Source organism: Streptomyces chlorus, from assembly GCF_042655885.1.
Taxonomy (GTDB): Bacteria; Actinomycetota; Actinomycetes; order Streptomycetales; family Streptomycetaceae; genus Streptomyces; species Streptomyces chlorus.
Genome location: NZ_JBHSOA010000018.1, coordinates 123,977 through 147,033, shown reverse-complemented (window position 1 = coordinate 147,033; position 23,057 = coordinate 123,977). Strand labels below are relative to the sequence as shown.

The following is a 23,057-nucleotide window of genomic DNA, read 5'->3' as shown; positions in this document are numbered from 1 at the left end:
ATCCCGGGCCGCCGTCCGTGCCTCTCCGCACAGCCTTCCCGGCACTGTCGTGCGGTTAGTGCAATCTGCGGGTAAGCGCTGCATCGAAGTACGCTGACGACATGACAAGTACGCGGCCGCACTCGGAGGACTCGGCGGAGCAGCGGCTCCCCTACAACGCGTTCGCCAGACTGTGCCCGTCGCGCGGCACGCTGGAGCATGTGACGGGACGCTGGGGCGCGCTGACGCTCGGGGCGCTGTGCGGGGGATCGCTGCGCTTCAACGAGCTGCGCCGCCGGGTCGACGGCGTGAGCGAGAAGATGCTCTCCCAGACTCTGCACGCGCTGGAGCGCGACGGCCTGGTGCACCGCGAGGCGCAGCCGACCAACCCGCCCCGGGTGGACTACGAACTCACCCCGCTGGGCCACGAGGTCGCGCGGCGCGTGCTGTCCCTCATCCATTTCCTGGAGAGCAGCATGGACGACGTGCTCCAGGCCCGCGAGAACTACGACGAGGCGCGCGGAGCCCTCTGACACCTCGGGCAGAAGTAGCTGGACCGGTTCATCCAGGGCCGCCGGCGCACCGGCGTACCGCAGCGGCGGCAGGGCAAACCCTCCCGGCCGTAGGCGTCCAGGGACCGGTCGAAGTAGCCCGATTCCCCGTTGACGTTGACGTACAGGCTGTCGAAGCTGGTGCCGCCCACCGCGAGGGCGGCGTTCATCACGTCCCGGACGTGGTCCAGGAGAAGCTGGGAACGTGGGCGGGTGAAGGTCTCCGTGGGGCGCTCGTAGTGGATGCGTGCCCGCCACAGCGCCTCGTCCGCGTAGATGTTGCCCACTCCGCTGATCAGCGACTGGTCGAGCAGGGCCCGCTTGATCGTGGTGCGCTTGCGGCGCAGCGCCCGGTGGAAGGCCTCGTCGTCGAAGAGCGGGTCGAGGGGGTCGCGGGCAATGTGCGCGATGACGTCGGGCAGCCCGTCGGGGGTGTTGTCGTGCAGCGAGAGCCCGCCGAAGGTGCGCTGGTCGACGAAGCGGAGCTCGGTGTCCAGGTCGTCGGTGAAGCGGACCCTCACGCGCAGGTGTTTCTCGTCCGCCGCGCTGTGCGGCTGGACCAGCAGCTGGCCGCTCATGCCGAGGTGGGCCAGGACCGACTGGTCCGAGTCCTCCAGAGGCAGCCACAGGTACTTGCCGCGGCGGCTGGGAACGCCGACGCGGTGACCCTTCAGGCGGTGCGTGAAGTCGTCGGCGCCGGCGAGGTGGCGGCGGACCGCGCGCGGGTGCAGCACCTCGGCCGCGGCGACGGTCCGGTGGGCGACCCACCGCTCCAGTCCGCGCCGTACGACCTCGACCTCGGGCAGCTCGGGCATGGTTCCCCCTCCGAGGACCTCTCTCCACGACCGCGACCCGAGCGCTCGTCCCCTGCCGGGGCGGGCGCTCGGGTCGCGCTCTGCGTGTATCGCGAACACCCCGAAGACCGCGGGTGCCGCGTGATCCGCGTACGGATCGTCAGGCGGAGGCCGACGACGTGTCGGCGGCCGGCTCGGCGCTCGCGTCGGCGACGGGCTCTGCGCTCACGTCGGCGGCCGGGCCGGCCGCTTCGGTCGAGACAGTCGCTTCGGTCGTGGCAGCCGCCTCGGCGCGCTCGTCCGCCGCGGCCCGGATGGACCTCCAGGCGGACTCGGCGGCCTGCTGCTCCGCCTCCTTCTTGCTGCGGCCGGTGCCGGTGCCGTACGAGACGCCTCCGACGCGGGCGGCAGCAGTGAAGATCTTCTCGTGGTCGGGGCCGGTCTCCGTGACCAGGTACTCGGGCACGCCGAGTCCTTCGGTCGCGGTGAGCTCCTGGAGACTGGTCTTCCAGTCCAGGCCGGCACCGAGGTTGGAGGACTTCTCGATCAGCGGGTCGAACAGACGGTGCACCAGCTCCGCCGCCGAGTCGAGTCCCTGGTCGAGATAGACCGCGCCGATCACCGCTTCGAGGGTGTCGGCGAGGATGGATGCCTTGTCCCGGCCACCTGTGCCCTCTTCACCGCGGCCGAGCCGGATGAAGGAACCGAGGTCGAGCCCGCGGCCCACCTCCGCCAGCGCACGCGAGTTGACCACCGCGGCCCGCAGCTTGGCCAGCTGGCCTTCGGGCAGATCGGGGTGGGTGCGGTACAGCGTGTCCGTGACGACGAGGCCGAGCACGGAGTCCCCCAGGAACTCCAGCCGCTCGTTCGTCGGCAGACCGCCGTTCTCGTACGCGTAGGAACGGTGGGTCAGCGCGCGCACCAGAAGGGCGGACTCGAGCTGATAGCCGAGCCGCCCTTCCAGAAGCGTGTGGGACGAGGCCTGATGGTCCGCCGATCCGCTCCCGCTCGCGCGGGGCGACTGCTTCTTGGGCGTGGACACAGTGCCTCTCACCAGCCGCTCAGACCTCGAGGACCTGGCGCTTGTTGTAGGTGCCGCAAGACGGGCACGCGATGTGCTGCTGCTTGGGCTCGTGGCAGCGCTCGCACGCAACCAGGGTGGGGACCGCAGCCTTCCACTGCGACCGGCGGTGGCGCGTGTTGCTGCGCGACATCTTCCGCTTCGGAACAGCCACGGCTACTTCTCCTGCTTCTCGTCGACGCCCGGTTCGGCGCCGCTCATCTCGTCCTTCTCGCCATCTTCGGGTGAACCGGCGAGTCCCTGCAGTGCCGCCCAACGGATGTCGACGGCGTCGTGGTGGTGGTCCGGGTCGTCCGCGAGCCGGGCTCCGCACTCGGAGCACAGGCCGGGGCAGTCGTCCTGGCACACCGGCTGCATCGGCAGTGCGAGCACCACCGCATCACGCAGCACGGGCTCGAGGTCGAACATGCCGTCCTCGAGAGGGAGCCTGTCCTCGTCGTCCTCGGCGTCGTCGCCCGGTTCCGCCTTCGCGCGGCCCCGGTCGTCGGCGTCAGGGTACGAGAACATCTCCTGGTATTCCGCGACGAGCTCCTGCTCGAGCGGCTCCAGACACCTTACGCACTCCCCCTCGGCCGTCGCACGGGCGGTGCCTGTGACGAGCACACCCTCCATGACCGACTCGAGCCGGAGTTCGAGCTCCACCGGGGCGCCTTCCGGCACTCCGATGACTCCCTGGATCCCGAGGTCCCTGGGCGCTTCGATCGAGCGGGTCAGGCGCTGCAGCGCGCCCGGCCTCCGTCCCAGCTCGTGTGTGTCGAACACGAGGGGATCACGGTGGTCGAGGCGGGCGTTCAGAACCATTCCTGCTTTCGATCTTCGAGTTCGGAGAAACGCTGTCCCGTGATGTTCCCGGGCAGCGTGGATCGCGGACGTCTACGAAGTCAGAGCAGCGCACACACGACCGATGAGCCAGGATACTGGACCTTCGGCTCTCGTCCCAATCCGGGCCGGTGACAGGCTGGGGGCCGGGCGCCGCCCGGGTCGTGGCCGGACGGTCAGCCGTTGCCGCGGCCCTGTTCGTAGGCACGCAGCTGTTCGGCGCTGATCATGCTGGTGTCGAAGAGGCTGGCCTCGTCGAGGGCCGCCGGGTTCTGCTGCTGCGGGGCGTAGTCCTGCCGGCCCTGTCCGGGGTCGTAGGCCGGCTGCCGCGGCGTCTCGTAGCCCTGGTAGGCGGCGTACGGGTCGGCCTGCTGAGCGGCGGCCTGCTGCGGGTAGCCGTAGGGGTCCTGCCCGCCGCCGTACTGCTGCGGGTAGCCGCCGTACGGATCGGGCTGCTGGTTCTGTTGCACGTAGTCGTACGCCTGTTGCTGCTGGGCGTAGTCCTGCTGGGCGTAGTCCTGCTGGGCGACCTGCGGAGCCTGCTGGGGCTGCTCGGGCGCGGCCTGCTGGGGCCGGGCGGGCCGCGGGGCCGGGGCGTCCGACATGGCCGCGAGGTCGGCGAGGTAGTCGGCGTCGCTGGAGTGCTGGATGGTGGTCATGTCCTCGGCGAGGGCGCCGAGGTCGTCGCTGGCGATCCGGCCGTGCAGGGTCTGGCGGCCCCGGCCGACCGCCTCCAGGGTCTTGGCGAGGACTGCCTCGAAGGCGCCGAGCTTGACGTCGACGTACTCGTCGGCGCTGCGGCGCAGGGTCTCCGGGTCGTGGCTGCGCTCGGGGGCGTCGTCCTCTTCGGGGTCCACGTAGCCCTGCTCGTCGAGGCCGGGTCCGGTGCCGAGCAGCTTCTCGCGGCCGCGGCCGACGGAGCCGAGGGTCTTGGTGAGGACGACCTCGAAGTTGGCGAGCTTGGAGTCGACGTAGTCGTCGGCCTCGGCGCGGACCTCCTCGGCCTCCTTGCGGGCCTCGGTGAGGATCCGGTCGGCCTCGGACTGGGAGCGGCGGGCGACCTCCGTGCCGGAGATCAGGGAGCCGCGCTCGGTGTGCGCGCCCTCGATGATCCGCTCGGCCTCCTGACGCGCCTGCTCAACCATCTGCTCGCGGCCGCCGATGAGTTCCTGGGCCTGGGCGAGGGAGTCGGGCAGCGCCGCGCGCACCTCTTCGAGCATCGAGAGCAGGTCGGCGCGATTGACCACGCACGAGGCCGACATGGGCATCGACCGGGCCCCGGAGACCAGGTCGACGATCTCATCCAGCTTCTTCTGCACGTCCACCGTGTGCTCGCCACTCTCTACAGCTGTGTTGGAGACGGACGCAACGACTGTACGACCCTGGGGCGGATGGGGAACACCGCCCGGCGAATTGCCCGGGGCCGGCGGCCCCGGGCCTGGAGGGCCTGTCCGGCTCCGCCGTGCGCTCCGTGCTTGCGCGGGCGGCTCCCGGACCGCGGGCGGGTGGCTCTCAGTCCTTGCGGAGGCGCTCGGAGAGGGCGGAGAAGACCTCCGGGGGCACCAGGTGCGAGACGTCGCCGCCCCAGGTGGCGACCTCCTTGACCAGGGAGGACGACAGGAAGCTGTAGGTCGGGTTGGTGGGGATGAAGAGGGTCTCCACGCCCGAGAGGCCGTTGTTCATCTGGGCCATCTGCAGCTCGTAGTCGAAGTCGCTGACCGCGCGCAGGCCCTTGACGATCGCGGGGATCTCGCGCTGCTTGCAGAAGTCGACGAGCAGGCCGTGGAAGGCCTCGACCCGGACGTTCCCGTACTCGGCGGTGACCCGGCCGATCAGGTCGATCCGCTCCTCGACCTCGAAGAGGCCCTTCTTGGACTGGTTGATCATCACCGCGACGTAGACCTCGTCATAGAGGCTCGAGGCTCGGGCGATGATGTCGAGATGTCCATTGGTGATCGGGTCGAACGACCCGGGGCAGACGGCGCGGCGCACTGGTGATCCCTCGCTCTCCGGTCCGGTCATCGTGCGTCTTCGCACGTAGAGGCGGCGCGACCGTACCAAAACGTTCCCTCTCCGTAACGACGGGCCCGGAGCGCTTCGAAGCCGGGCGGCCACGCGAACTCCCCGCCTCTGGTGCTGCGCTCCACGGTGACGAGGGCTTCGTCGGCGAGCCAGCCCCCGGTACGGAGTGTGAGCAGGATCTCGCGAAGATCGTCGTCGGAGACGGCGTACGGGGGGTCGAGGAAGACGAGGTCGTACGGTTCGGCGGGCGGGGGCGTACGGATGATCTGTTCCGCTTTGCCCGGTCTGACCTCGGCGCCGGGCAGCCCCAGTGCCTTGACGTTGTCCCGGACCGTGCGGACGGCTCTGACGTCGGCCTCGACGAGGAGGGTGTGTCCGGCTCCCCGGGACAGGGCCTCCAGGCCGACGGCGCCGGAACCGGCGTACAGGTCGAGGACGCGCTCGCCGTCCAGCGGGCCGCCGAGGAGGGCCTGCCAGGTGGAGAACAGGCCTTCGCGCGCACGGTCGGAGGTGGGGCGGGTGCCGCTGCCCGGCGGTACGCCCAGGCGGCGTCCGCCGGCCCGGCCGGCGATCACGCGGGTCATGTCCTCGTCCTTGTCCTTGTCGGTGTGCTTGTCGGTGTGCTTGTCGGTGTGCTTGTCGGTGTGCCGGCCAGTGCCCGGAGGCCGGCCATCCCAGTCTGTCAGCCCTTCTCCAGGTACTGCTCCCTCTCGTCGTCCAGCAGCGCGGCCAGCGCGGTGCGCAGTCCCGGCAGGCGCTCCAGCTCGGGGTCGGCGGCGACGACCGCGGTGGCCTCCTCGCGTGCCTCGGCGATGATCTCCTCGTCGTCGATGACGGCGAGCACGCGCAGGCTGGAGCGGGTGCCGGACTGGGCCTGGCCCAGGACGTCGCCCTCGCGGCGCTGTTCGAGGTCGATGCGGGAGAGCTCGAAGCCGTCCAGAGTCGCGGCGACCGCGCCGAGCCGCCCGCGGGCCGGGCTCGCCTCGGGCATCTCGGTGACGAGCAGGCACAGGCCGGGGGCCGAGCCGCGGCCGACCCGGCCGCGCAGCTGGTGGAGCTGGGAGACGCCGAAGCGGTCCGCGTCCATGATCACCATGGCGGTGGCGTTGGGGACGTTGACGCCGACCTCGATGACGGTGGTGGCGACCAGGACATCGGCCTCGCCGTCGGCGAAGCGGCGCATGACGGCGTCCTTGTCGTCGGGCTGCATCCTGCCGTGCAGAACCTCCACGCCGAGGCCGTTCAGGGGCCCCTTGGCCAGGTGTGCGGCGACATCGAGGACGGCGAGCGGCGGGCGCTTCTCGGCGTCGTCCTCGGGGGTCGCGGGCTTCGCCTTGCCGGCCTTCTTCGGGTCGTCCTCCTCGTCCCCGATGCGCGGGCAGACCACGTACGCCTGGTGGCCGTTTCCGACCTCCTCGCGGACCCGTTCCCAGGCGCGGGCCAGGAAGTGGGGTTTGTCGGCGGCGGGGACGACATGGCTGGCGATGGGTGAGCGCCCGGCCGGGAGCTGGTCGAGGACGGAGGTCTCCAGGTCACCGAAGACGGTCATCGCGACCGTGCGCGGGATGGGGGTGGCGGTCATGACGAGCAGGTGCGGGGGCTGTTTGCCCTTGCCGCGCAGGGCGTCGCGCTGTTCGACGCCGAACCGGTGCTGCTCGTCGACGACGACCAGGCCCAGGTCGTGGAACTGCACCTTGTCCTCGATCAGCGCGTGGGTGCCGATCACGAGGCCGGCCTCACCGGTGGCCAGGTCGAGCAGGGCGTGGCGGCGGGCCGCCGCGCCCATCGAGCCGGTGAGCAGCACCACCTTCGTGGCGTTCTCCGCCCCGCCCAGCATGCCGCCCTCGGCCAGCTCGCCCATCATCTCGGTGATCGAACGGTGGTGCTGCTGGGCGAGCACCTCGGTGGGCGCCAGCATGGCCGCCTGCCCCCCGGCGTCGACGACGGCGAGCATGGCGCGCAGGGCGACCAGGGTCTTTCCGCTGCCCACCTCGCCCTGGAGCAGCCGGTGCATCGGGTGTTCGGTGGCGAGGTCGTCGAAGATCTCCTTGGAGACCTTCCACTGGCCGTCGGTGAGCGTGAAGGGGAGCCGGTCATCGAAGGCGGCCAGCAGGCCGTCGAGCTGCGGTCTGCGGGCGACGGCGGGGAGCAGGGTGTCGGTGTGTCGCCGGCGGGCGAGGGCGACCTGAAGGACGAAGGCCTCGTCCCATTTCAGGCGGGCGCGGGCGTCCTCGATGTCCGCCCTGGTGTGCGGGCGGTGGATCTTCAGCAGGGCCTCGGGGAGCGGGACCAGACCGCGCCCCTCGCACAGCGGGCCGGGGAGGGGGTCCACGGCGTCCTGGGCGTGGGGCAGAACGGTCTGGAGCGCCTTGCCGATCTTCCAGGACTCCAGTTTGGCGGTGGCGGGGTAGATCGGGATGAGCGCGCCGGCCCAGGTCTCGATGCTCTCCTGCGGCTCCTCCGGATCGCCTCGCAGCAGCTCGTACGCGGGGTGGGCGAGCTGGAGGCGGCGGTTGAAGACGGAGACCTTGCCGGCGAACATCGCGCGGGTGCCCGGCAGGAGTTCCTTGTGCGGCTTGTGGACTCCGCTGCCGAAGAAGACGAGTTGGAGCCGGCCGCTGCCGTCCGTGATGGTGACCTCCAGGCGCTGGCCCTTGCCGCGCGGGGCCTTGCTGGAGGCGAAGGTGTGCAGGCGGGCGTCGGCGACCTGGGCGACCACGGTGACGTGCTCGTCCATGGGGAGGTCGGCGAGGTGGGTGAGCTGGCCTCGCTCCTCGTACCGGCGGGGATAGTGGTGGAGGAGGTCGCCGACCGTGTGCAGGCCGAGGTGCTCGGCCATCACCTTCGCGGTGGGAGGGCCGAGCACCGACTTCAGCGGCTGTTGCAGTGGTTCTGGCGACGTTTTTTGCAGTGCGGACACGGCATCTATTGCACACCACAGCACTGACAAAGCGGGAACGCCGGTGCCGCTGGGCCCTGTCGTCCGACTCGCGTCGTCCGCCCGGAGGGCAGGCCTCGCGGCGTCATGGGGGCCCCTGCTCATGGGGGTCCCCCCCGCTCGAGCGAAGCCGAGAGGGGGGGAGAAGCTGAGAGCTTGGAGGAGCGTGCTCTCGGTGCGCCGGGCCCTGAGCCTCGTACTGGATGTACTCGGGTCCGGGCCCGGTGCGGCGAGTGGGGCCCCTGCTCGAAGAGCTTGGGAGAGGATCAGGAATTCCCTGGTCAGAGGAGTCTCCCGGGCTCTAGGATGACGCGCCAACGCTCCGGCCATCCCCGCGGTCACCGCCTCACCGGGACCGCCCGACCCCGCGCCGTCAAGAGTCCCCCACCGGCGCCGTGACGATGGACTCCCAGATCTCTCAGGCACCCCAGGCATCCGGCTCACCCCAGTCGCCCCATACGTTCCAGGTCGATCTCCGCGGCCTGGTGGACCTGCTCTCCCATCATCTCTATTCCAGTCCCAAGGTCTATCTGCGCGAGCTGCTGCAGAACGCGGTGGACGCCATCACCGCCCGCCGCGCCGAGGATCCGGACGCCCCCGCCCGGGTGCGGCTGTCCGTGGAGGCGGGAGCGCTGCGGGTGGAGGACACCGGCGTCGGTCTCACCGAGGCGGACGTGCACGATCTGCTCGCCACCATCGGGCGCAGTTCCAAGCGCGCCGAGGGTCTGCAGGAGGCCCGCTCGGACTTCCTCGGACAGTTCGGCATCGGGTTGCTCGCCTGCTTCGTGGTGGCCGAGCGGATCCGCGTGGTCAGCCGCAGCTCGCGGACGCCGGACGCGCCGCCCGTGGAGTGGACGGCGCGCGACGACGGTTCGTACACGGTGCGGACGCTGCCGCACGAGGCGCGGCCCGAACCGGGCACCACCGTGCACCTGGTGGCGCGGACCGGGTCCGCCGAGTGGCTGGCCGAGGAGCGGGTCCTGTCGCTGGCCCGGGACTTCGGCTCGCTGCTGCCGTACGACGTGCGGGTGGGCGAGGAGGCGGTCACCGAGCTGCCCGCGCCCTGGGACCGCGCGTATCCGAGCCCCGCGGCCCGCAGGGTGGCGCTCGCCCGGAACTGCCACGACCTGTTCGGCTTCACCCCGCTGGACTCCATCGACCTGGACGTGCCACTGGCCGGGGTGCGCGGAGTGGCGTACGTGCTGCCCTCGGCGGTCAGCCCGGCCCGGCGCGCGGGGCACCGCGTGCACCTGAAGGGCATGCTGCTGACCGAGCGGGCCGAGGAGCTGCTGCCCGACTGGGCCTTCTTCGTGCGCTGCGTCCTGGACACGGACAGTCTGCGGCCCACGGCCTCACGCGAGTCGCTGTACGAGGACGAGACGCTGGCCGGGGTCCGCGAGGCGCTGGGCGAGCGGGTCCGCGGCTGGCTGACCGGGCTGGCCGCCGGTGACCCGGAGCGGCTCGCGGCGTTCCTGTCGGTGCACCACCTGGGGGTGAAGGCGCTCGCGCGGCACGACCGGGAGATGCTGCGCACCATGCTGCCCTGGCTGCCGTTCGAGACGACGGACGGGCGGCTGTCCCTGGAGGAGTTCGCGCAGCGGCACCCGATGGTGCACTTCACGCGGACGGTCGAGGAGTACCGGCAAGTCGCGCCGATCGCGTCCGCGCAGGGCATCGGCGTGGTCAACGGCGGTTACACGTACGACAGCGAGCTGGTCGAGGCGCTGCCGGCGGTGCGGCCGGGCACCGTGGTCGCCGAGCTGGACGCGGACACGGTCACCGCCCATCTGGACGCGGTGGACCCGGCCGAGGAGCTGGCCCTGTCGGGCTTCCTGGCCGCCGCGCGGGCCAAGCTGGATCCGCTGGGCTGCGACGTCGTCCTGCGCGCGTTCCACCCGCTGTCCGTGCCCGCACTGCACTTGGACGACCGGGAGTCCCGGCACGAACAGGCGCGCGCCGAGGCGGAGTCGGGGGCCGACGACCTGTGGGCCGGCATTCTCGGCTCGCTGCGCGGCAGTGCCCCGCGGGCGCGCCTGGTGCTCAATCATCTCAACCCGCTGGTGCGGCGGATCAGTTCGCTGGGCGACCCCGAACTCATCGGCACCGCGACCGAGTCGCTGTACGGGCAGGCGCTGCTCATGGCGCAGCGGCAGCTGCGGCCGGCCGACTCGGCGCTGCTCAACCGGGCGTTCCTCGGCCTGCTGGAGTGGGCCACCCACGACGACGAGTCCACGGGGGGCTCTCACCGATGAGTTCGATCACCGATTTCGATTCCCTGCGCCGCGCGATGGGCGAGAACTCCGAGCAGCCGGAGGGACCGGCCCGCAACGCGCGCGCGGAGCACCTGCTGCTCGAGGCCGAGAAGCTGAACACCCCGCTCGCCGTCATCGAGGCGCTCGGGCACCAGCTGAAGGTCTACAACTACAGCTCGGAGAAGGGAAAGATGTTCGTCCCCTTCGCGCGGCTGCTGCGCATGTGGGACGAACGCCCCGAGGACTTCGACCAGTACGAGACGCATGCGCTGCACTGGGTCTTCAAGTGGATGTCGGCCGGCATGCTCGACCAGCCGCACATCCCGCTCGCGTCGATCGCGAAGTGGCTCGGCGAGATGGAGCACCGCTACCGGCTGGCCGGTCATTCCGAACGGGCGGTGCGCAGCGCCGAGTTCAGTGTGGCCGCGCATGTCGGGGACATGCCGCGGGCCGAGCGGGCGTACGCCGGGTGGCTGGCCGCCGACCGGGACACCATGGCCGACTGCCACGCGTGCGAACTGCACGGGCAGGGCTGGTGGCAGGCGGAGAACGGACGGGACGCGGAGGCGCTGGAGCTGTGGCGGCCGGTCCTGGAGGGCGAGTTCACCTGCGCCCACGAACCGCACACGGCCCTCGCGTCCTCCCTGCTGCCGCTGCTGCGGCTGGGCCGCGCGGACGAGGCGCGCGCCCACCATCTGCGCGGTTTCCGGCTGGTCCGGCCCATGGAGAGCATGCGCGGCGCCTACGCGGACCACGTGGAGTTCTGCACGCTGAGCGGCAACGAGGCGCGCGCCCTCGAACTGCTCGCGGAGCGGCCCGCCTACTTCACCGACGAGGGGCATCCGCGCAGCAAGCTGGACTTCCTGAGCGTGGTGGCACTGCTCATGGACCGGCTGACCGGGCTCGGCCTGGGCGGCAGTCAGGTCCCCGGTCCGGCCGGGCGGACCTGGACCGCCGCGGAACTCGCCCCGCACGCGCGGGCCGGGGCGCTCGCTCTGGCGGCCCGTTTCGACGAGCGCAACGGCACGGAGTACGTCAGCGAGCGGGCCCGCGCGCGGATGGCGCGCCGCCCGCTGGTGGACCGGCTGCCGCTCGGCGTACGGCCGTCGGGCGCGTCCCCGATACGCACGCCCGAGCGCCCGGTACGGCCGGTGGCGCCGGGTGCCGAGATGTCCGCGGCACCCGGCACGGAGTCCTCCGGCGCTTCCGCGCTGCCCGCGCTGCTCATCGAGGCACGGCGGCTGTCGGACACCCTGCAGCCGCACGCCGTGGAGGCCTGGGCGGCGGTGGCGCGCGCCGCCCGGGAGGCAAAGGCGGCGGGGGACGACGTCGCCCTGGAGCCCCGCGACCGCGCGGAGGCCGCCGACCACGAGGCGATGGTCCTCGGCCCCGAGGCCACCAACCTCTTCGAGCGGGCCGCCGAGCTGTACGCGGAGGCGGGCGACCCCGGGGAGGCCCTGGCCGCACGCGCGCGTGCGGCGTATGTCCATGCGCTGGCGGGCCGGGTGGACGAGGCGCTCGCGGCGGTGGCCGGGCCGCACGAGGAGATCCTCGCGCTGTACGCCGCCGGCGGTACGGGCATGCGGCAGACGGCGTCGGTGCTGATGGCCCGGGCACGGATCCTGACCCGGCGCGTGCACGCCGCCGGGGAGGACCTTGAGGACGCCGTCCTGGAGGAGGCCGTGACCGCCGTACGCGCGGTGCTCGCGCTCGTGGAGGGGCACACCGGCGAGGACGTCCGGTTCGCCGCTCGGGCCGCCGAGGCGCAGGCGATGCTCGGCGAGCTGGCGGGGCACGCCGGGGACGTGGAAACCGCCGCGGAACTGTCCGCGCGGGCCGCCGAGGCGTTCGTCGCGGCGGGGCTGCCGTGGTTCGCGGTGGAGTACGAGGCCCGGCTGGCGCAGCTCGCCCACCATCTCGGCGACGTCGACGGCGCCGAACGGGCGCTGCGGGCGGCCCTGGAGCACGGCGGGCCGTACCTGGAGCCGGTCGGGCGGGCGCAGCTGCATCTGCAGCTCGCCGAGGTCACCGGGGGGCTCGGGCGGGTGGCGGAGGCGGCGGACCACGCCCTGGAGGCGGCGCACTGGGCCGACGAGGCGGGCGAGGGGCCGACGCTGGGCGCCTGGGCGCGGCATCAGCTCGGCGGGTTCCTGCTGCGGCGCGGGCGGTGGGCCGAGGCCGCCGAGGTGCTGGAGTCCGTACTGCCCGATGTGACCGCCGGGACGCACGGAGACGGGGCGGTCGTGCAGACGCTCTGGTGGCTCGGGGACTGCCTCGGTGAGCTGGGCGAGCACCGGGCCGCCGCCGAGCGGCGGTTGCAGGCCGCCGAGATCGCCCGGAACTGGCCGGAGCAGCAGGACCACGCGACGCTGGCCCATCTGGCCGCGTCCAGCCTGGAGCAGGCGGGCCTGACCGACGAGGCGGAGCGGGCCTACGCGCGCGCGGGCGAGCTGTGGCGCACGGTCGGCGACGCGCCCGGTCTGGTGCGCTCGCTGCGCGCCCGCGCGTGGCTCACGCTGCGCGGGGAGGCGGGCCCGGACGGGGCACGCGCGCTGATGGCGGACGCGGTCGAGGAGTGCGGGGCGGCAGTGGACGCGGCTCCGGACGACGAGACCCGCGCGCGTCTCACCGCCGATCTCGGCCACACCCACCGGCAGTTCGCGGACCTGCTGGTACGGGTGGCGGGCGGACGGGCCGCGGACGTCGGCGGTCAGGCCCTGTTCGAGGAGGCGGTGACCGCGCTGGACCGGGCGGTCGCCGCGTTCGCGCTCCTCGGCCCGGACACCCTCCGGGACCGCTCCCGGGCCGAACTGGCCGCGGCCTGGCTGGAGGCCGACCTGGGCCGTCCCGCGGACGCGGCCGCACGCGCGCGTGCCGTCCTGAGCGCCCACGAGAACGCCCCGGAGGAGGACGACACTGCCCAGTCCCTGCGCAGCGAGGCGGAACGCCTCCTGAACACCCTCGCGGAGGAGAACCGAGAGCGCGCGGAGGACTGAATTCGCCGAACGACGGCCAAACGAACCCGCCAGACGCCGGACCGCCACGCGGCCGCATGCCGGGGCGGGCCGGCCCTCACGGAGAAGAAACGGAAGCCGCGCCGAGGACTGGACCCGCCCAACGGCAGTTACACGAACCCGGCAGGCGCCGGCCCGCCTGCGCGCGGCCGGGCCGGTACCTGCCCGGCGGGGCCGATGCGTCTGGTGGCACGGCAGAGGCGAACGGCCGCACGCAGCGGGAGCCCTTCCGGCGCGGGCGAGGTCGCACGGGGCGAGGCCAGCGGGCCGGGCCGGGCCTGACGGTGGTGCGCGGCTGCGGTCGGGGCCGGACGGTAGGCGGCACCCCGTTGGAATCCCCCGCACCGGCCCGAGCACCGCGCACTCGCGTCCGCCTCGGATGCCGCCCGCGCGATCAGTCCCCGTCCGTCACGGACGGGACCGTCGCCCCGTCCTCACTCCACTCCGATGAGGAGCAGGGCGCCCTGTCTGCCGCCCTGGTAGAGGACGGTGTCGACGGCCAGGTAGCCCTCGCGGACGTGGGTTTCCAGGTGGGTGGCGACGGTGTGGGGGGTCTCGTCGCCGAGGACCAGGGTGACCATCTCGCCGCCGGCGGAGAGCATACGGTCCAGGACGGCCGTGGCGGTGGCGGTGACGTCGTCGCCGATCACGGCCACGTCGCCGTCGATGAGGCCGAGGACGTCTCCGGCCTGGCAGATGCCCGCCATGGTCCAGGACTGCCGTTCCGCGACGGCGATCTCGGCGTACCGGGTCGCGCCCGCCGCCGAGGTCATCGCCACCACGTCCTCGTCGAAACGGCGCTCCGGCTCGTGCACCGCGAGCGCCGCGATGCCCTGGACCGCGGAGCGGGTCGGGATGAGGGCCACCCTGAGCCCTTCGGCGCGGACTTGTTCGGCCGCCGCGGCGGCGGTGTGGCGCAGCTCGGCGTCGTTGGGCAGCAGCACCACCTCATGCGCGTGGGCCCGCCGTACGGCCTCGACCAGTTCGCCGCTCGCGGGCGGCTCGCCGGGGCGGGCCAGGACCGTGGTCGCACCGGCCCCGGTGTACAGGACGGCCAGCCCTTCGCCGGGCACCACGGCCACCACGGCCCGCGCGGCGCGCTCCACGGACGGACGGCCGGCCCCGGGGGCATGGGCGTCACCGGCACCGAAGTGCGCGATCCGGATACGGTGCGGGCGCCCTGCCTCGACCCCCGCCTCCACGGCGGCTCCGGCGTCGTCGACATGGACGTGGACGTTCCACAGTCCGTCACCGCCAACCACGACGAGCGAGTCCCCGAGGCCGTCGAGCCGCTGCCGCAACCGCTCCACGGCCGCATCCTCGGCCTCCAGGAGGTAGATCACCTCGTAGGCGGGCCCGGTGACCGTGGCCTCCGTCACTCCCCCGCCGCCGGCGCATTCGGCGGGTTCGTCGTGCTCCACGCGCGCGTGGGTGCCGGGTCGCACACGCGCGTGTGTCCCGGCACCGTTCCCGTACGCTCCGGGCGCGGGCCCTCCCGGCGTCTCCCCCGTGAACGTCTCCACCAGGGCCGCGAGCACCGCCACCAGCCCCCGGCCGCCCGCGTCCACCACGCCCGCCCGCCGGAGCACGGCCAGCTGGCCCGGCGTCGCGGCGAGGGCCGTGCGGGCGCCGTCGTAGGCCGCCCGCGCCACCTTCCCGCAGTCGCCCTCCGCACCGTCGGCCGCGTCGGCGGCGGCCGAGGCGACGGTGAGCACGGTGCCCTCCACGGGGTGGGCCACGGCCTGGCGCGCGGAGGCGGCCGCGGTCCGCAGGGCGCGCCGCAGCCCCTGTCCGTCGGCGTGGGCCGCCCCGTCCCCGGCCAGCACCTGCGCCATCCCCCGCAGCAGCTGCGCCAGGATCGTCCCGGAGTTGCCGCGGGCGCCGATCAGCGCCCCGTGGGCCATCGCCCGCGCCGCGTCGGCCAGCGTGGGCCCCTCGGGCCCCTCTGCCGCGTACCCCGCGAACACCGCCTCGACCGCCGTGGCCGCGGACTCGACCGTCAGATAGAGATTCGTACCGGTGTCCCCGTCCGCCACGGGGTAGACGTTGATCGCGTCGATCTCCTCGCGCGCGCGCCCCAGGGCGTCGAGCGCGAGTCCGCACCAGGCACGCACCGCGAGAGCATCGAAGAATGTCTGCGGCACCTGCGCCACCTGCGCCTCCCTGAGCTGCTGGACGTGGCACGCAGCGTAGACCTTGGGGGGCCGGACGGAGGAAGTGGGCCGGGGCGGGCCGCTGAGCTGCCATGCTGGTTTCGTCCTACTGGTTCAGCCGTTGTATGCTGCTCCGGTTGCCCGATCCGAATCGGGCCTCTCCCTGGCAGAGCCACTCAGATTCCCAAGAGCTCCTCGAGTTCCGACGTTCTGATCCCGGCATGCCGGGATCAACCGTAAGTGCATCTGAAGTCTTTGGAGTGACCCGTGGCTGCCAACTGCGACGTCTGTGGCAAGGGGCCGGGCTTCGGCAACAACATCTCGCACTCGCACCGCCGTACGCCCCGTCGCTGGAACCCGAACATCCAGCGTGTGCGTACCGTGGTGGGCGGGACGCCGAAGCGCGTGAACGCTTGCACCTCGTGCATCAAGGCCGGCAAGGTCTCGCGCTGACGCTCTCGCTGAGCGCGCGGCCACAGCTGGTTCACCGCACTGAGCCGGTCCACCTCGGGTGGGCCGGCTTTTTGCCATGCCCGCGCACACGGGCAGCATGGGCCCTGTCGCCCACGCCGCCGTTCCCGGCCGGGGTCTCGCCTCAGCCCTCGTCGGACGCAGCCCCGGCCCCTACGTCGGTCCCCCACCCGGTCCCCCGCCCGAGCGCCCACCCGTGATCCACCGGCCCGATACCGGCGCCCAGCGAGAACCCGGCCGCGATCGCCCCCGTGACGTACTCCTTGGCGGCCGTCACCGCCTGAGGCACCGGCTGTCCCTTCGCCAGCTGCGCGGCGATCGCCGAGGCGAGGGTGCAGCCCGTGCCGTGGGTGTGCCGGCTGTCGTGCCTCGGGGCGCGCAGCCAGTACTCCTGCGAACCGTCCGTGAGCAGGTCGACGGCCTCACCCGAGTCCCCGGCGAGATGGCCGCCCTTGATCACGACCCACTGCGGCCCGAACGCCAGCACCGCCTCCGCGGCCCTGCGGAAGTCCCGTTCCGACTGTGCCCGCACACCGGTGAGTTGGGTCACCTCGTCCAGGTTCGGCGTGGCCACGGTCGCGACCGGCAGCAGCTTCGTCCGTACGGAGTCGAGCGCGGAGGCCGCCAGCAGCGCGTCCCCGTGCTTGGAGACCCCCACCGGGTCGACGACCACCGGCGCCCGGCTGCCGGCGAGCAGGCCGGCCACCGCCTCGACGAGTTCGGCGGAGGCGAGCATGCCGGTCTTGACCGCCTGGACCCCGATGTCGTCGACGACGCTGCGGTACTGGGCCCGTACCGCCTCCACCGGCAGCGGCCAGGCGCCCTGCACGCCGAGGGAGTTCTGCGCGGTGACCGCGGTGATCACGCTCATGCCGTGGGTGCCCAGCGCGAGCATCGTCTTCAGGTCGGCCTGGATCCCCGCACCCCCGCCGGAGTCCGAGCCGGCGACCGTCAGCACCCTCGGCGGCACGGCCCCGGCGCCCGCGGCGCCCTCCCTGCCCACGCCGCTCCCGGCGCTCCCGGTGCTCATGACTCGATGTCCGCGAAGTGGTCCCAGCCGCCCTGGGCGGTCCAGGGTGCCCCGTCGACCGTCACCTGGGGCAGCGCCGAGGGGTTGAGCACCTCGCCTATCACCTTCCAGCGGGCGGGCAGCTTCACGTCCGGCGGGAAGGTGGCCACGATCGCGTGGTCCTCTCCCCCGGTCAGCACCCACTGCATGGGGTCGACGCCGACGGCCTGCCCGATGTCGTTCATCTGGGAGGGGATGTCGATCGCCCCGGAGCGGATGTCGATGCGCACCTTGCTGGCCTCGGCGATGTGCCCGAGGTCGGCGATCAGTCCGTCGCTCACGTCGCACATCGAGGTCGCCCCCAGCCCGGCCGCGGCGGGACCCGCGTGGTACGGCGGTTCGGGCCGCCGGTGCGCCTCGACGAAGGCGCGCGGCGAGCGGAAGCCGCGCGAGAGCACCGCGTACCCGGCCGCGGACCAGCCGAGCCAGCCGGTCACCGCGACGAGGTCGCCGGGCTGTGCGCCGGCCCGGGTCACCGGTTCCTGGTTGCGCAGGTCACCGAGCGCGGTGATCGACACCATGATCGTGTCGCCGCGTACGACGTCTCCGCCGACCACCGCGGCACCCGCCACCTGGCACTCGTCGCGCAGTCCGTCCATCAGCTCGGAGGGCCAGGTCACCGGCAGTTCGCCCGGGACGACCAGCGCGAGCAGCAGCGCGGTCGGCACGGCGCCCATGGCGGCGATGTCCGCGAGGTTCTGCGCGGCCGCCTTGCGGCCGACGTCGTAGGCGGTGGACCAGTCGCGGCGGAAGTGCCTGCCCTCGAGCAGGACGTCGGTACTGGCCACGACCCTGCGGTCGGGTGCGGCGACCACGGCGGCGTCGTCGCCTGGGCCGATCCGGACCGCCGGGGTGGTGGTGAGGCGGGAGGTGAGCTCCCTGATGAGCCCGAACTCCCCGAGCTCACCAACCGTGCCCTTCATTTCCCCAGCTCCCCTTCTGTACCGGTCCGTTCCCGGTCCCGTTCCCGGTCGCGAGTCGTTCCTGCCCTCGCTACGGTCGAAGTGACCGTCAACTTATGTCCAGTCCGTACCCCGGCGCGCGGGCTCCGGTTCCCGCAGGTCTCCCCGCGGCGAGCGGCGACGCGATACCGTGGCGTTCCTTTTCCCCACATGATCCTCGTGGCCGCCCTGGAGGTTCCGTGGTACAGGCGTACATCCTGATCCAGACAGAGGTCGGCAAGGCGTCGACCGTCGCCGATCTGGTCGGCAAGATCCCTGGAGTCCTCCAGGCCGAGGACGTGACCGGACCCTATGACGTCATCGTGCGCGCTCAAGCCGACACCGTCGACGACCTGGGTCGCATGGTGGTCGCGAAGGTCCAGCAAGTGGACGGCATCACCCGTACCCTGACCTGCCCGGTCGTCCATCTGTAGCCCCCGTCTACCCTGTGGCGGTGAGTTCCTTTCGTCACCGTCACGCCGTCCTGCCCGCCCTCGCCCTGCTGATCACCACCGCGGGTTGCTCCTCAGCAGACGACGGCGCGTCGGCGGCGGTTCCCAGCCCGGACGCGAAGGCCACCGAGCTGTGCCGGAACCTGGACGAGGTCCTGCCGGCGACGGTGGACGGCGAGAATCGCGACGATCCCGAACCCGCGTCCGCACTGACCGCGGGCTGGGGCAGCGAGGCGATCATACTGCGGTGCGGTGTCGGACAACCGCCGAAGATGGTGGATCCCAAGGTGGCGGGCGGCAACGACCCGGAGGCGATGGCGGGCGGTGTCGACGGCGTCAACTGGCTGATGGAGCAGCAGGACGACGGGACGCACCGCTTCACGACCGCGAGCCGTGAGGCCTATGTCGAGGTGCGGGTGACCGACGGACGGGACAGCACGGGCGTACTGATCGATCTCGCCCCCGCCGTCAAGAAGGCGATCCCCGAGGGGATCGCCTTCTGAAGCCGGTCCGGCGCCTCAGCGCAGTCCGGTCCGCCGTCGCAGCGCCGCCTGCACCAGCCGGTCCACCAGCTCGGGGTACTCGATGCCGGCGGCCTGCCACATCTTCGGGTACATCGAGATGGGTGTGAAGCCGGGCATCGTGTTGATCTCGTTGATGACGAACTCGCCGTCCTCGGTGAGGAAGAAGTCCGCGCGCACCAGCCCTTCGCAGCCCGCCGCCTCGAACGCCTCCACCGCCAGCCGGCGCACCTCGGCCGTCTCCTCGCCGGTCAGCGGTGCGGGCACCATGCCGGGCGTGGAATCGATGTACTTGGCCTCGAAGTCGTAGTACGCGTGCGCGTCGGGCGGCGGGATCTCGGCGGGCACCGAGGCACGCGGGCCGTCCTCGAACTCCAGCACCCCGCATTCGATCTCGCGGCCGCGCAGGGTGGCCTCCACGAGGATCTTCGGGTCGTGCCGCTGGGCCTCGGCGATCGCCTCGTCCAGACCGGAGAGACCGTCGACCTTGGTGATCCCGATCGAGGAGCCCGCCCGCGCGGGCTTCACGAACAGCGGCCAGCCGTGCTCACCGGCGAAGTCGATGATCTTCTTGCGGGCGGCGGGCTCGTCGTTCTCCCACTCGCGGGGCCGGATCACCGCGTACGGGCCGACCTTGAGCCCGAAGGAGGTGAAGACCCTCTTCATGTACTCCTTGTCCTGCCCGACGGCGGAGGCGAGCACCCCGGAGCCCACGTAGGGAACACCGGAGAGCTCCAGGAGTCCTTGCAGGGTGCCGTCCTCACCGTAGGGGCCGTGCAGCACGGGGAAGACGACGTCGACCTCGCCGAGCGCCTTCGGTACCGAACCGGGCTCGCTGTAGACGACTTCACGGTTCGCGGGATCGAGGGGGAGCACCACCGTGCCCTCGGCCGCGTCGGTGAGTTCGTCCACGCTGGGCTGCCGCCGGTCGATGATGGCCATGCGGTCCGGCTCGTCGGCGGTGAGTGCCCAGCGGCCGTCCCGGGTGATACCGATCGGCAGGACGTCGTACTTCGTCCGGTCGATGGCCTTGAGGACGGCGCCGGCGGTGACGACGGAGATCCCGTGCTCGGAGCTGCGCCCGCCGAACACAACGGCCACACGCGGCTTGCGAGGCGGCTGCTCGGGGCTCTGGGGGAGGTTCTGGGTGCTCATATCGCGATGAGAGTACCCGGTGGCCGCCCCCCTGATACAGCGCCCACGGTGCGGCAGACGGAGGGCTGTCACGCGGGCACGCACCTCTCGTCGCTCAGTGTCGTTCCGGCTTCGCGCTGCGCGACATCAGCTCCTTGAGGGCGACCACCGGGGGCTTGCCCTCGTGCACGATGCCGACGACCGTCTCGGTGATCGGCATGTCGACGCCGTGCCGGCGGGCCAGGTCCAGCACCGACTCACAGGACTTGACGCCCTCGGCGGTCTGTTTGGTGACCGCGACGGTCTCCTCCAGCGTCATGCCCTTGCCGAGGTTGGTGCCGAAGGTGTGGTTGCGCGACAGCGGTGAGGAGCAGGTGGCCACCAGGTCGCCCAGGCCCGCGAGTCCGGCGAAGGTCAGCGGGTCCGCGCCGAGCGCGGCACCGAGCCGGGTGGTTTCGGCGAGCCCGCGGGTGATGAGCGAGCCCTTGGCGTTGTCGCCGAGCCCCATGCCGTCCGCGATGCCGACGGCCAGCCCGATCACGTTCTTCACGGCGCCGCCCAGTTCGCAGCCGACGACGTCGGTGTTGGTGTACGGGCGGAAGTACGGCGTGTGGCAGGCGGCCTGGAGCCGCCGGGCGACGGCCTCGTCGGGGCAGGCGACCACGGCGGCGGCCGGCATCCTGGCGGCGATCTCCCGGGCGAGGTTGGGTCCGGTGACCACGGCGATCCGGTCGGCGCCGACCCCGGCGACGTCCTCGATCACCTCGCTCATGCGCATGGCGGAGCCGAGTTCGACGCCCTTCATCAGCGACACCAGGACGGTGTCCGGGGCGAGCAGCGGCTTCCACCCGGCGAGGTTGCCGCGCAGCGTCTGGGAGGGGATGGCCAGGACGGTGAAGTCGGCGTCGCGCGCGGCCTCGGCGGCGTCCGTGGTGGCCCGCAGGTTCGCCGGGAGTTCGACTCCGGGCAGGTAGTCGGGGTTGGTGCGGGTGGAGTTGACCGCTTCGACGAGCCCGGGGCGCCGCGCCCACAGCACCACGTCGCATCCGGCGTCGGCGAGCACCATGCCGAAGGCCGTACCCCACGATCCGGTGCCGAAGACGGCCGCCTTGACCGGCTTGCTCACGTATTCAGCCCCTCTTCCCGCGCGGTGGCCCGTTCCCCGGCCCTCCGCTGTTCGTTCTGCCGTTCCTGGTGCCGGCGTTCCCGGTGCTGCCCGCCGCCCTGCGTCCCGTCCGCCGGCGAACCGTGCGCGGACGACCGGTGCTCGGACGGTCCGTGTTCCGCCGGCTCGTGCCCGGACGGACCGTCGTGCCCCCTGCGCCGGGTCTGGGCCCGGGTCTTGCGGCGCTGCTCCACGCGTTCGCGCTGCGGATCATAGGGCTCTTCGGGGGCCTTCTCGCCGCGGATCTCCTCCAGGTGGCGGGTCACCGCGGCCATGATGGCCTCGGTCGCCTCCTTGAGCAGCTCCGGGGTCATCTCCCGGTCGTAGAAACGGTCCAGGTCGACCGGCGGTCCGGCCAGCACACGGTGCGTCTTGCGCGGGAAGAGACGGGGCTTGCCGCTGTACGGCGGCAGCACCTCGTTGGCGCCCCACTGCGCGACCGGGACCACGGGGCACCTGGTCTGCAGGGCGACCCGCGCGGCACCGGTCTTGCCGGTCATGGGCCAGCCGTCCGGATCGCGGGTGAGGGTGCCCTCGGGATAGAAGGCGACGCATTCGCCGCGCTCCACGGCGTCGATCGCGGCCCGGAAGGCGCTGAGCGCGTCCGTGCTTTCGCGATAGACGGGGATCTGCCCGGTGCCGCGCATCATGGCACCGACGAATCCCTTGCTGAAAAGACCGCTCTTCGCCAGGAATCGCGGAACGCGACCGGTGTTGTACTGAAAGTGCGCATAGGCGACGGGGTCAATGTGCGAATTGTGGTTCACCGCGGTGATAAATCCACCTTCAGCCGGAATGTTCTCCATTCCGCGCCAGTCCCGTTTGAGGAGAACCACCAGCGGTGGTTTGCAGATCACCGCGGCGAAGCGGTACGCGAAGCCGATTCTGCGGCGCGGCACAGGGACACCTTCCTCTAAGTCCTGGACCCGGGGGCCAGGCGGGCCGCACAAGTGTCGCCCCGGGCCGCCGGTCTGTCGAGAACACCGTACGCCCCGGCCCCCCGGCCGCCGGGTGTCGCGGGGGACAATGACGGCGACAAGAGAGGGATGTAACACGCGTGCAGTGGACCTTGGTGGTACCCCTGAAACCGCTGGCCGAGGCCAAGAGCAGGCTCTCCGACACCGCGGACGACGCCTTGCGTCCGGGGCTCGCGCTGGCCTTCGCACAGGACACGGTCGCGGCCGCCCTGGCGTGCCGCGCGGTGCGGGACGTGGTGGTCGTCACGAACGACGCCCTGGCCGGCCGCGAGCTGGCCGCGCTGGGTGCGGGAATCGTCGCCGACGAGCCGGGCAGCGGCCTGAACGCGGCACTCGCCCACGCGGCCGCCACCGTGCGGGCCTTGTGGCACGCGGGCCCCGTGGCGGCTCTCAACGCCGACCTCCCGGCGCTGCGCGCAGCCGAACTGGCACGTGTACTGGAGAGAGCGGCCGCGTTCCCGCGCGCGTTCCTCCCCGATGCGGCGGGCGTCGGCACCACGCTGCTCACGGCGGCGGCGACGGAGGAACTGCGGCCGTCCTTCGGCCCCGGTTCCCGGGCCCGGCACCGCGCGTGGGGAGCCGTCGAACTGCGTCTCGACGCGGTGGATTCCGTACGGCAGGACGTGGACACGGGGGACGATCTCCGGGCGGCGCTGGCGCTGGGGGTGGGGCCCCGCACGGCGGCCGCCGGCGCGCGGCTGCTGATCGCGGAGCAGTAGGCTGC

General features: G+C 72.4%; 21 protein-coding genes. 7 read left to right on the top strand and 14 right to left on the bottom strand.

The genetic code is table 11. The features are described 5' to 3' along the window. Positions 1 to 101 precede the first annotated feature (101 nt). Positions 102 to 512 carry a winged helix-turn-helix transcriptional regulator gene (locus tag ACFPZI_RS10480; protein WP_381361261.1) on the top strand — a complete coding sequence of 137 codons (411 nt, stop codon included), beginning with the start codon at positions 102 to 104 and terminating at the stop codon, positions 510 to 512. Here ACFPZI_RS10480 and mutM read toward each other — a convergent pair. From mutM to recG, 8 genes are all read right to left on the bottom strand, one after another. Beyond that, a complete protein-coding gene (mutM, locus tag ACFPZI_RS10475) occupies positions 485 to 1,345 on the bottom strand; it encodes a bifunctional DNA-formamidopyrimidine glycosylase/DNA-(apurinic or apyrimidinic site) lyase (protein ID WP_381361259.1) in 861 nt (286 codons plus the stop codon). The two genes, ACFPZI_RS10480 and mutM, sit on opposite strands and share 28 nt — an antisense overlap. A gap of 139 nt (positions 1,346 to 1,484) precedes the next feature. After that, positions 1,485 to 2,378 carry a ribonuclease III gene (gene rnc, locus ACFPZI_RS10470; protein WP_381361256.1) on the bottom strand — a complete coding sequence of 298 codons (894 nt, stop codon included), beginning with the start codon at positions 2,376 to 2,378 and terminating at the stop codon, positions 1,485 to 1,487. A 7-nt stretch (positions 2,379 to 2,385) separates the two neighbouring features. Beyond that, complete coding sequence (gene rpmF / locus ACFPZI_RS10465; protein ID WP_003951102.1) at positions 2,386 to 2,559, bottom strand: 50S ribosomal protein L32; 174 nt, start codon at positions 2,557 to 2,559, stop codon at positions 2,386 to 2,388. A gap of 2 nt (positions 2,560 to 2,561) precedes the next feature. Then, positions 2,562 to 3,206: a YceD family protein gene (locus ACFPZI_RS10460; RefSeq protein ID WP_381361253.1), complete on the bottom strand. Its 645-nt coding sequence runs from the start codon at positions 3,204 to 3,206 to the stop codon at positions 2,562 to 2,564. A gap of 194 nt (positions 3,207 to 3,400) precedes the next feature. Continuing rightward, the gene (locus ACFPZI_RS10455) at positions 3,401 to 4,549 is read right to left on the bottom strand and encodes an ATP synthase F0 subunit B (RefSeq protein WP_381361251.1); all 1,149 of its coding nucleotides are present in this window, start codon (positions 4,547 to 4,549) and stop codon (positions 3,401 to 3,403) included. Positions 4,550 to 4,736: 187 nt separating this feature from the next. Beyond that, positions 4,737 to 5,216, bottom strand: coding sequence for a pantetheine-phosphate adenylyltransferase (gene coaD, locus ACFPZI_RS10450; protein ID WP_381209317.1), 480 nt, complete (start codon positions 5,214 to 5,216; stop codon positions 4,737 to 4,739). A 26-nt stretch (positions 5,217 to 5,242) separates the two neighbouring features. Then, the gene (rsmD, locus tag ACFPZI_RS10445) at positions 5,243 to 5,830 is read right to left on the bottom strand and encodes a 16S rRNA (guanine(966)-N(2))-methyltransferase RsmD (protein ID WP_381361248.1); all 588 of its coding nucleotides are present in this window, start codon (positions 5,828 to 5,830) and stop codon (positions 5,243 to 5,245) included. Between the two features lie 98 nt (positions 5,831 to 5,928). Next, positions 5,929 to 8,175, bottom strand: coding sequence for an ATP-dependent DNA helicase RecG (gene recG / locus ACFPZI_RS10440; protein WP_381361469.1), 2,247 nt, complete (start codon positions 8,173 to 8,175; stop codon positions 5,929 to 5,931). Between the two features lie 410 nt (positions 8,176 to 8,585). Here recG and ACFPZI_RS10435 point away from each other — a divergent pair, with 410 nt between their 5' ends. Both ACFPZI_RS10435 and ACFPZI_RS10430 read left to right on the top strand, forming a co-directional pair. Then, positions 8,586 to 10,436, top strand: coding sequence for an HSP90 family protein (locus tag ACFPZI_RS10435; protein ID WP_381361466.1), 1,851 nt, complete (start codon positions 8,586 to 8,588; stop codon positions 10,434 to 10,436). Then, positions 10,433 to 13,432: a tetratricopeptide repeat protein gene (locus ACFPZI_RS10430; RefSeq protein ID WP_381361245.1), complete on the top strand. Its 3,000-nt coding sequence runs from the start codon at positions 10,433 to 10,435 to the stop codon at positions 13,430 to 13,432. Before ACFPZI_RS10435 ends, ACFPZI_RS10430 begins: the two co-directional genes overlap by 4 nt. Positions 13,433 to 13,884: 452 nt before the next feature. Here ACFPZI_RS10430 and ACFPZI_RS10425 read toward each other — a convergent pair whose 3' ends face one another. Continuing rightward, the gene (locus tag ACFPZI_RS10425; protein WP_381361242.1) at positions 13,885 to 15,603 is read right to left on the bottom strand and encodes a DAK2 domain-containing protein; all 1,719 of its coding nucleotides are present in this window, start codon (positions 15,601 to 15,603) and stop codon (positions 13,885 to 13,887) included. 267 nt (positions 15,604 to 15,870) lie between these two features. On the opposite strand from ACFPZI_RS10425, the gene rpmB reads away from it, so the two are divergent. Beyond that, positions 15,871 to 16,056, top strand: coding sequence for a 50S ribosomal protein L28 (gene rpmB, locus ACFPZI_RS10420; RefSeq protein WP_004924906.1), 186 nt, complete (start codon positions 15,871 to 15,873; stop codon positions 16,054 to 16,056). Positions 16,057 to 16,198: 142 nt separating this feature from the next. Here the strand turns inward: rpmB and thiD are convergent, their stop codons facing one another. Continuing rightward, entirely contained in the window at positions 16,199 to 17,104 is a 906-nt protein-coding gene (gene thiD, locus ACFPZI_RS10415) for a bifunctional hydroxymethylpyrimidine kinase/phosphomethylpyrimidine kinase (RefSeq protein ID WP_381361239.1), read from the bottom strand. Further along, on the bottom strand, positions 17,101 to 18,066 hold the full coding sequence (locus tag ACFPZI_RS10410; protein ID WP_381361236.1) for a thiamine-phosphate kinase: 966 nt from the start codon (positions 18,064 to 18,066) through the stop codon (positions 17,101 to 17,103). Before ACFPZI_RS10410 ends, thiD begins: the two co-directional genes overlap by 4 nt. Before the next feature lie 218 nt (positions 18,067 to 18,284). On the opposite strand from ACFPZI_RS10410, the gene ACFPZI_RS10405 reads away from it, so the two are divergent. After that, positions 18,285 to 18,518 (top strand): Lrp/AsnC family transcriptional regulator, encoded by a 234-nt coding sequence (locus ACFPZI_RS10405; protein ID WP_381361233.1) that lies wholly within the window; start codon positions 18,285 to 18,287, stop codon positions 18,516 to 18,518. 20 nt (positions 18,519 to 18,538) lie between these two features. Next, positions 18,539 to 19,039 carry a DUF3515 domain-containing protein gene (locus ACFPZI_RS10400; RefSeq protein ID WP_381361230.1) on the top strand — a complete coding sequence of 167 codons (501 nt, stop codon included), beginning with the start codon at positions 18,539 to 18,541 and terminating at the stop codon, positions 19,037 to 19,039. A 15-nt stretch (positions 19,040 to 19,054) separates the two neighbouring features. On the opposite strand, the gene ACFPZI_RS10395 is transcribed toward ACFPZI_RS10400, so the two are convergent. The 3 genes from ACFPZI_RS10395 to ACFPZI_RS10385 form a co-directional block, all read right to left on the bottom strand. Then, positions 19,055 to 20,212, bottom strand: coding sequence for a D-alanine--D-alanine ligase family protein (locus ACFPZI_RS10395; protein WP_381361228.1), 1,158 nt, complete (start codon positions 20,210 to 20,212; stop codon positions 19,055 to 19,057). A 94-nt stretch (positions 20,213 to 20,306) separates the two neighbouring features. Beyond that, positions 20,307 to 21,317, bottom strand: a complete 1,011-nt coding sequence (locus ACFPZI_RS10390) for an NAD(P)H-dependent glycerol-3-phosphate dehydrogenase (protein WP_381361225.1) — start codon at positions 21,315 to 21,317, stop codon at positions 20,307 to 20,309. Beyond that, positions 21,314 to 22,255, bottom strand: a complete 942-nt coding sequence (locus tag ACFPZI_RS10385) for a lysophospholipid acyltransferase family protein (RefSeq protein WP_381361223.1) — start codon at positions 22,253 to 22,255, stop codon at positions 21,314 to 21,316. Before ACFPZI_RS10385 ends, ACFPZI_RS10390 begins: the two co-directional genes overlap by 4 nt. 158 nt (positions 22,256 to 22,413) lie before the next feature. Here ACFPZI_RS10385 and cofC point away from each other — a divergent pair, with 158 nt between their 5' ends. Continuing rightward, entirely contained in the window at positions 22,414 to 23,052 is a 639-nt protein-coding gene (cofC, locus tag ACFPZI_RS10380; protein ID WP_381361220.1) for a 2-phospho-L-lactate guanylyltransferase, read from the top strand. Positions 23,053 to 23,057 lie beyond the last annotated feature (5 nt).

Bases quoted from the DNA above. Each gene is read 5' to 3' on its own strand.
- ACFPZI_RS10480 (WP_381361261.1), top strand. From the start codon at position 102: ATGACAAGTACGCGGCCGCACTCGGAGGACTCGGCGGAGCAGCGGCTC.
- mutM (WP_381361259.1), bottom strand. From the start codon at position 1,345: ATGCCCGAGCTGCCCGAGGTCGAGGTCGTACGGCGCGGACTGGAGCGG.
- ACFPZI_RS10460 (WP_381361253.1), bottom strand. From the start codon at position 3,206: ATGGTTCTGAACGCCCGCCTCGACCACCGTGATCCCCTCGTGTTCGAC.
- rsmD (WP_381361248.1), bottom strand. From the start codon at position 5,830: ATGACCCGCGTGATCGCCGGCCGGGCCGGCGGACGCCGCCTGGGCGTA.
- ACFPZI_RS10435 (WP_381361466.1), top strand. From the start codon at position 8,586: ATGGACTCCCAGATCTCTCAGGCACCCCAGGCATCCGGCTCACCCCAG.
- ACFPZI_RS10430 (WP_381361245.1), top strand. From the start codon at position 10,433: ATGAGTTCGATCACCGATTTCGATTCCCTGCGCCGCGCGATGGGCGAG.
- thiD (WP_381361239.1), bottom strand. From the start codon at position 17,104: ATGAGCACCGGGAGCGCCGGGAGCGGCGTGGGCAGGGAGGGCGCCGCG.
- ACFPZI_RS10410 (WP_381361236.1), bottom strand. From the start codon at position 18,066: ATGAAGGGCACGGTTGGTGAGCTCGGGGAGTTCGGGCTCATCAGGGAG.
- ACFPZI_RS10395 (WP_381361228.1), bottom strand. From the start codon at position 20,212: ATGAGCACCCAGAACCTCCCCCAGAGCCCCGAGCAGCCGCCTCGCAAG.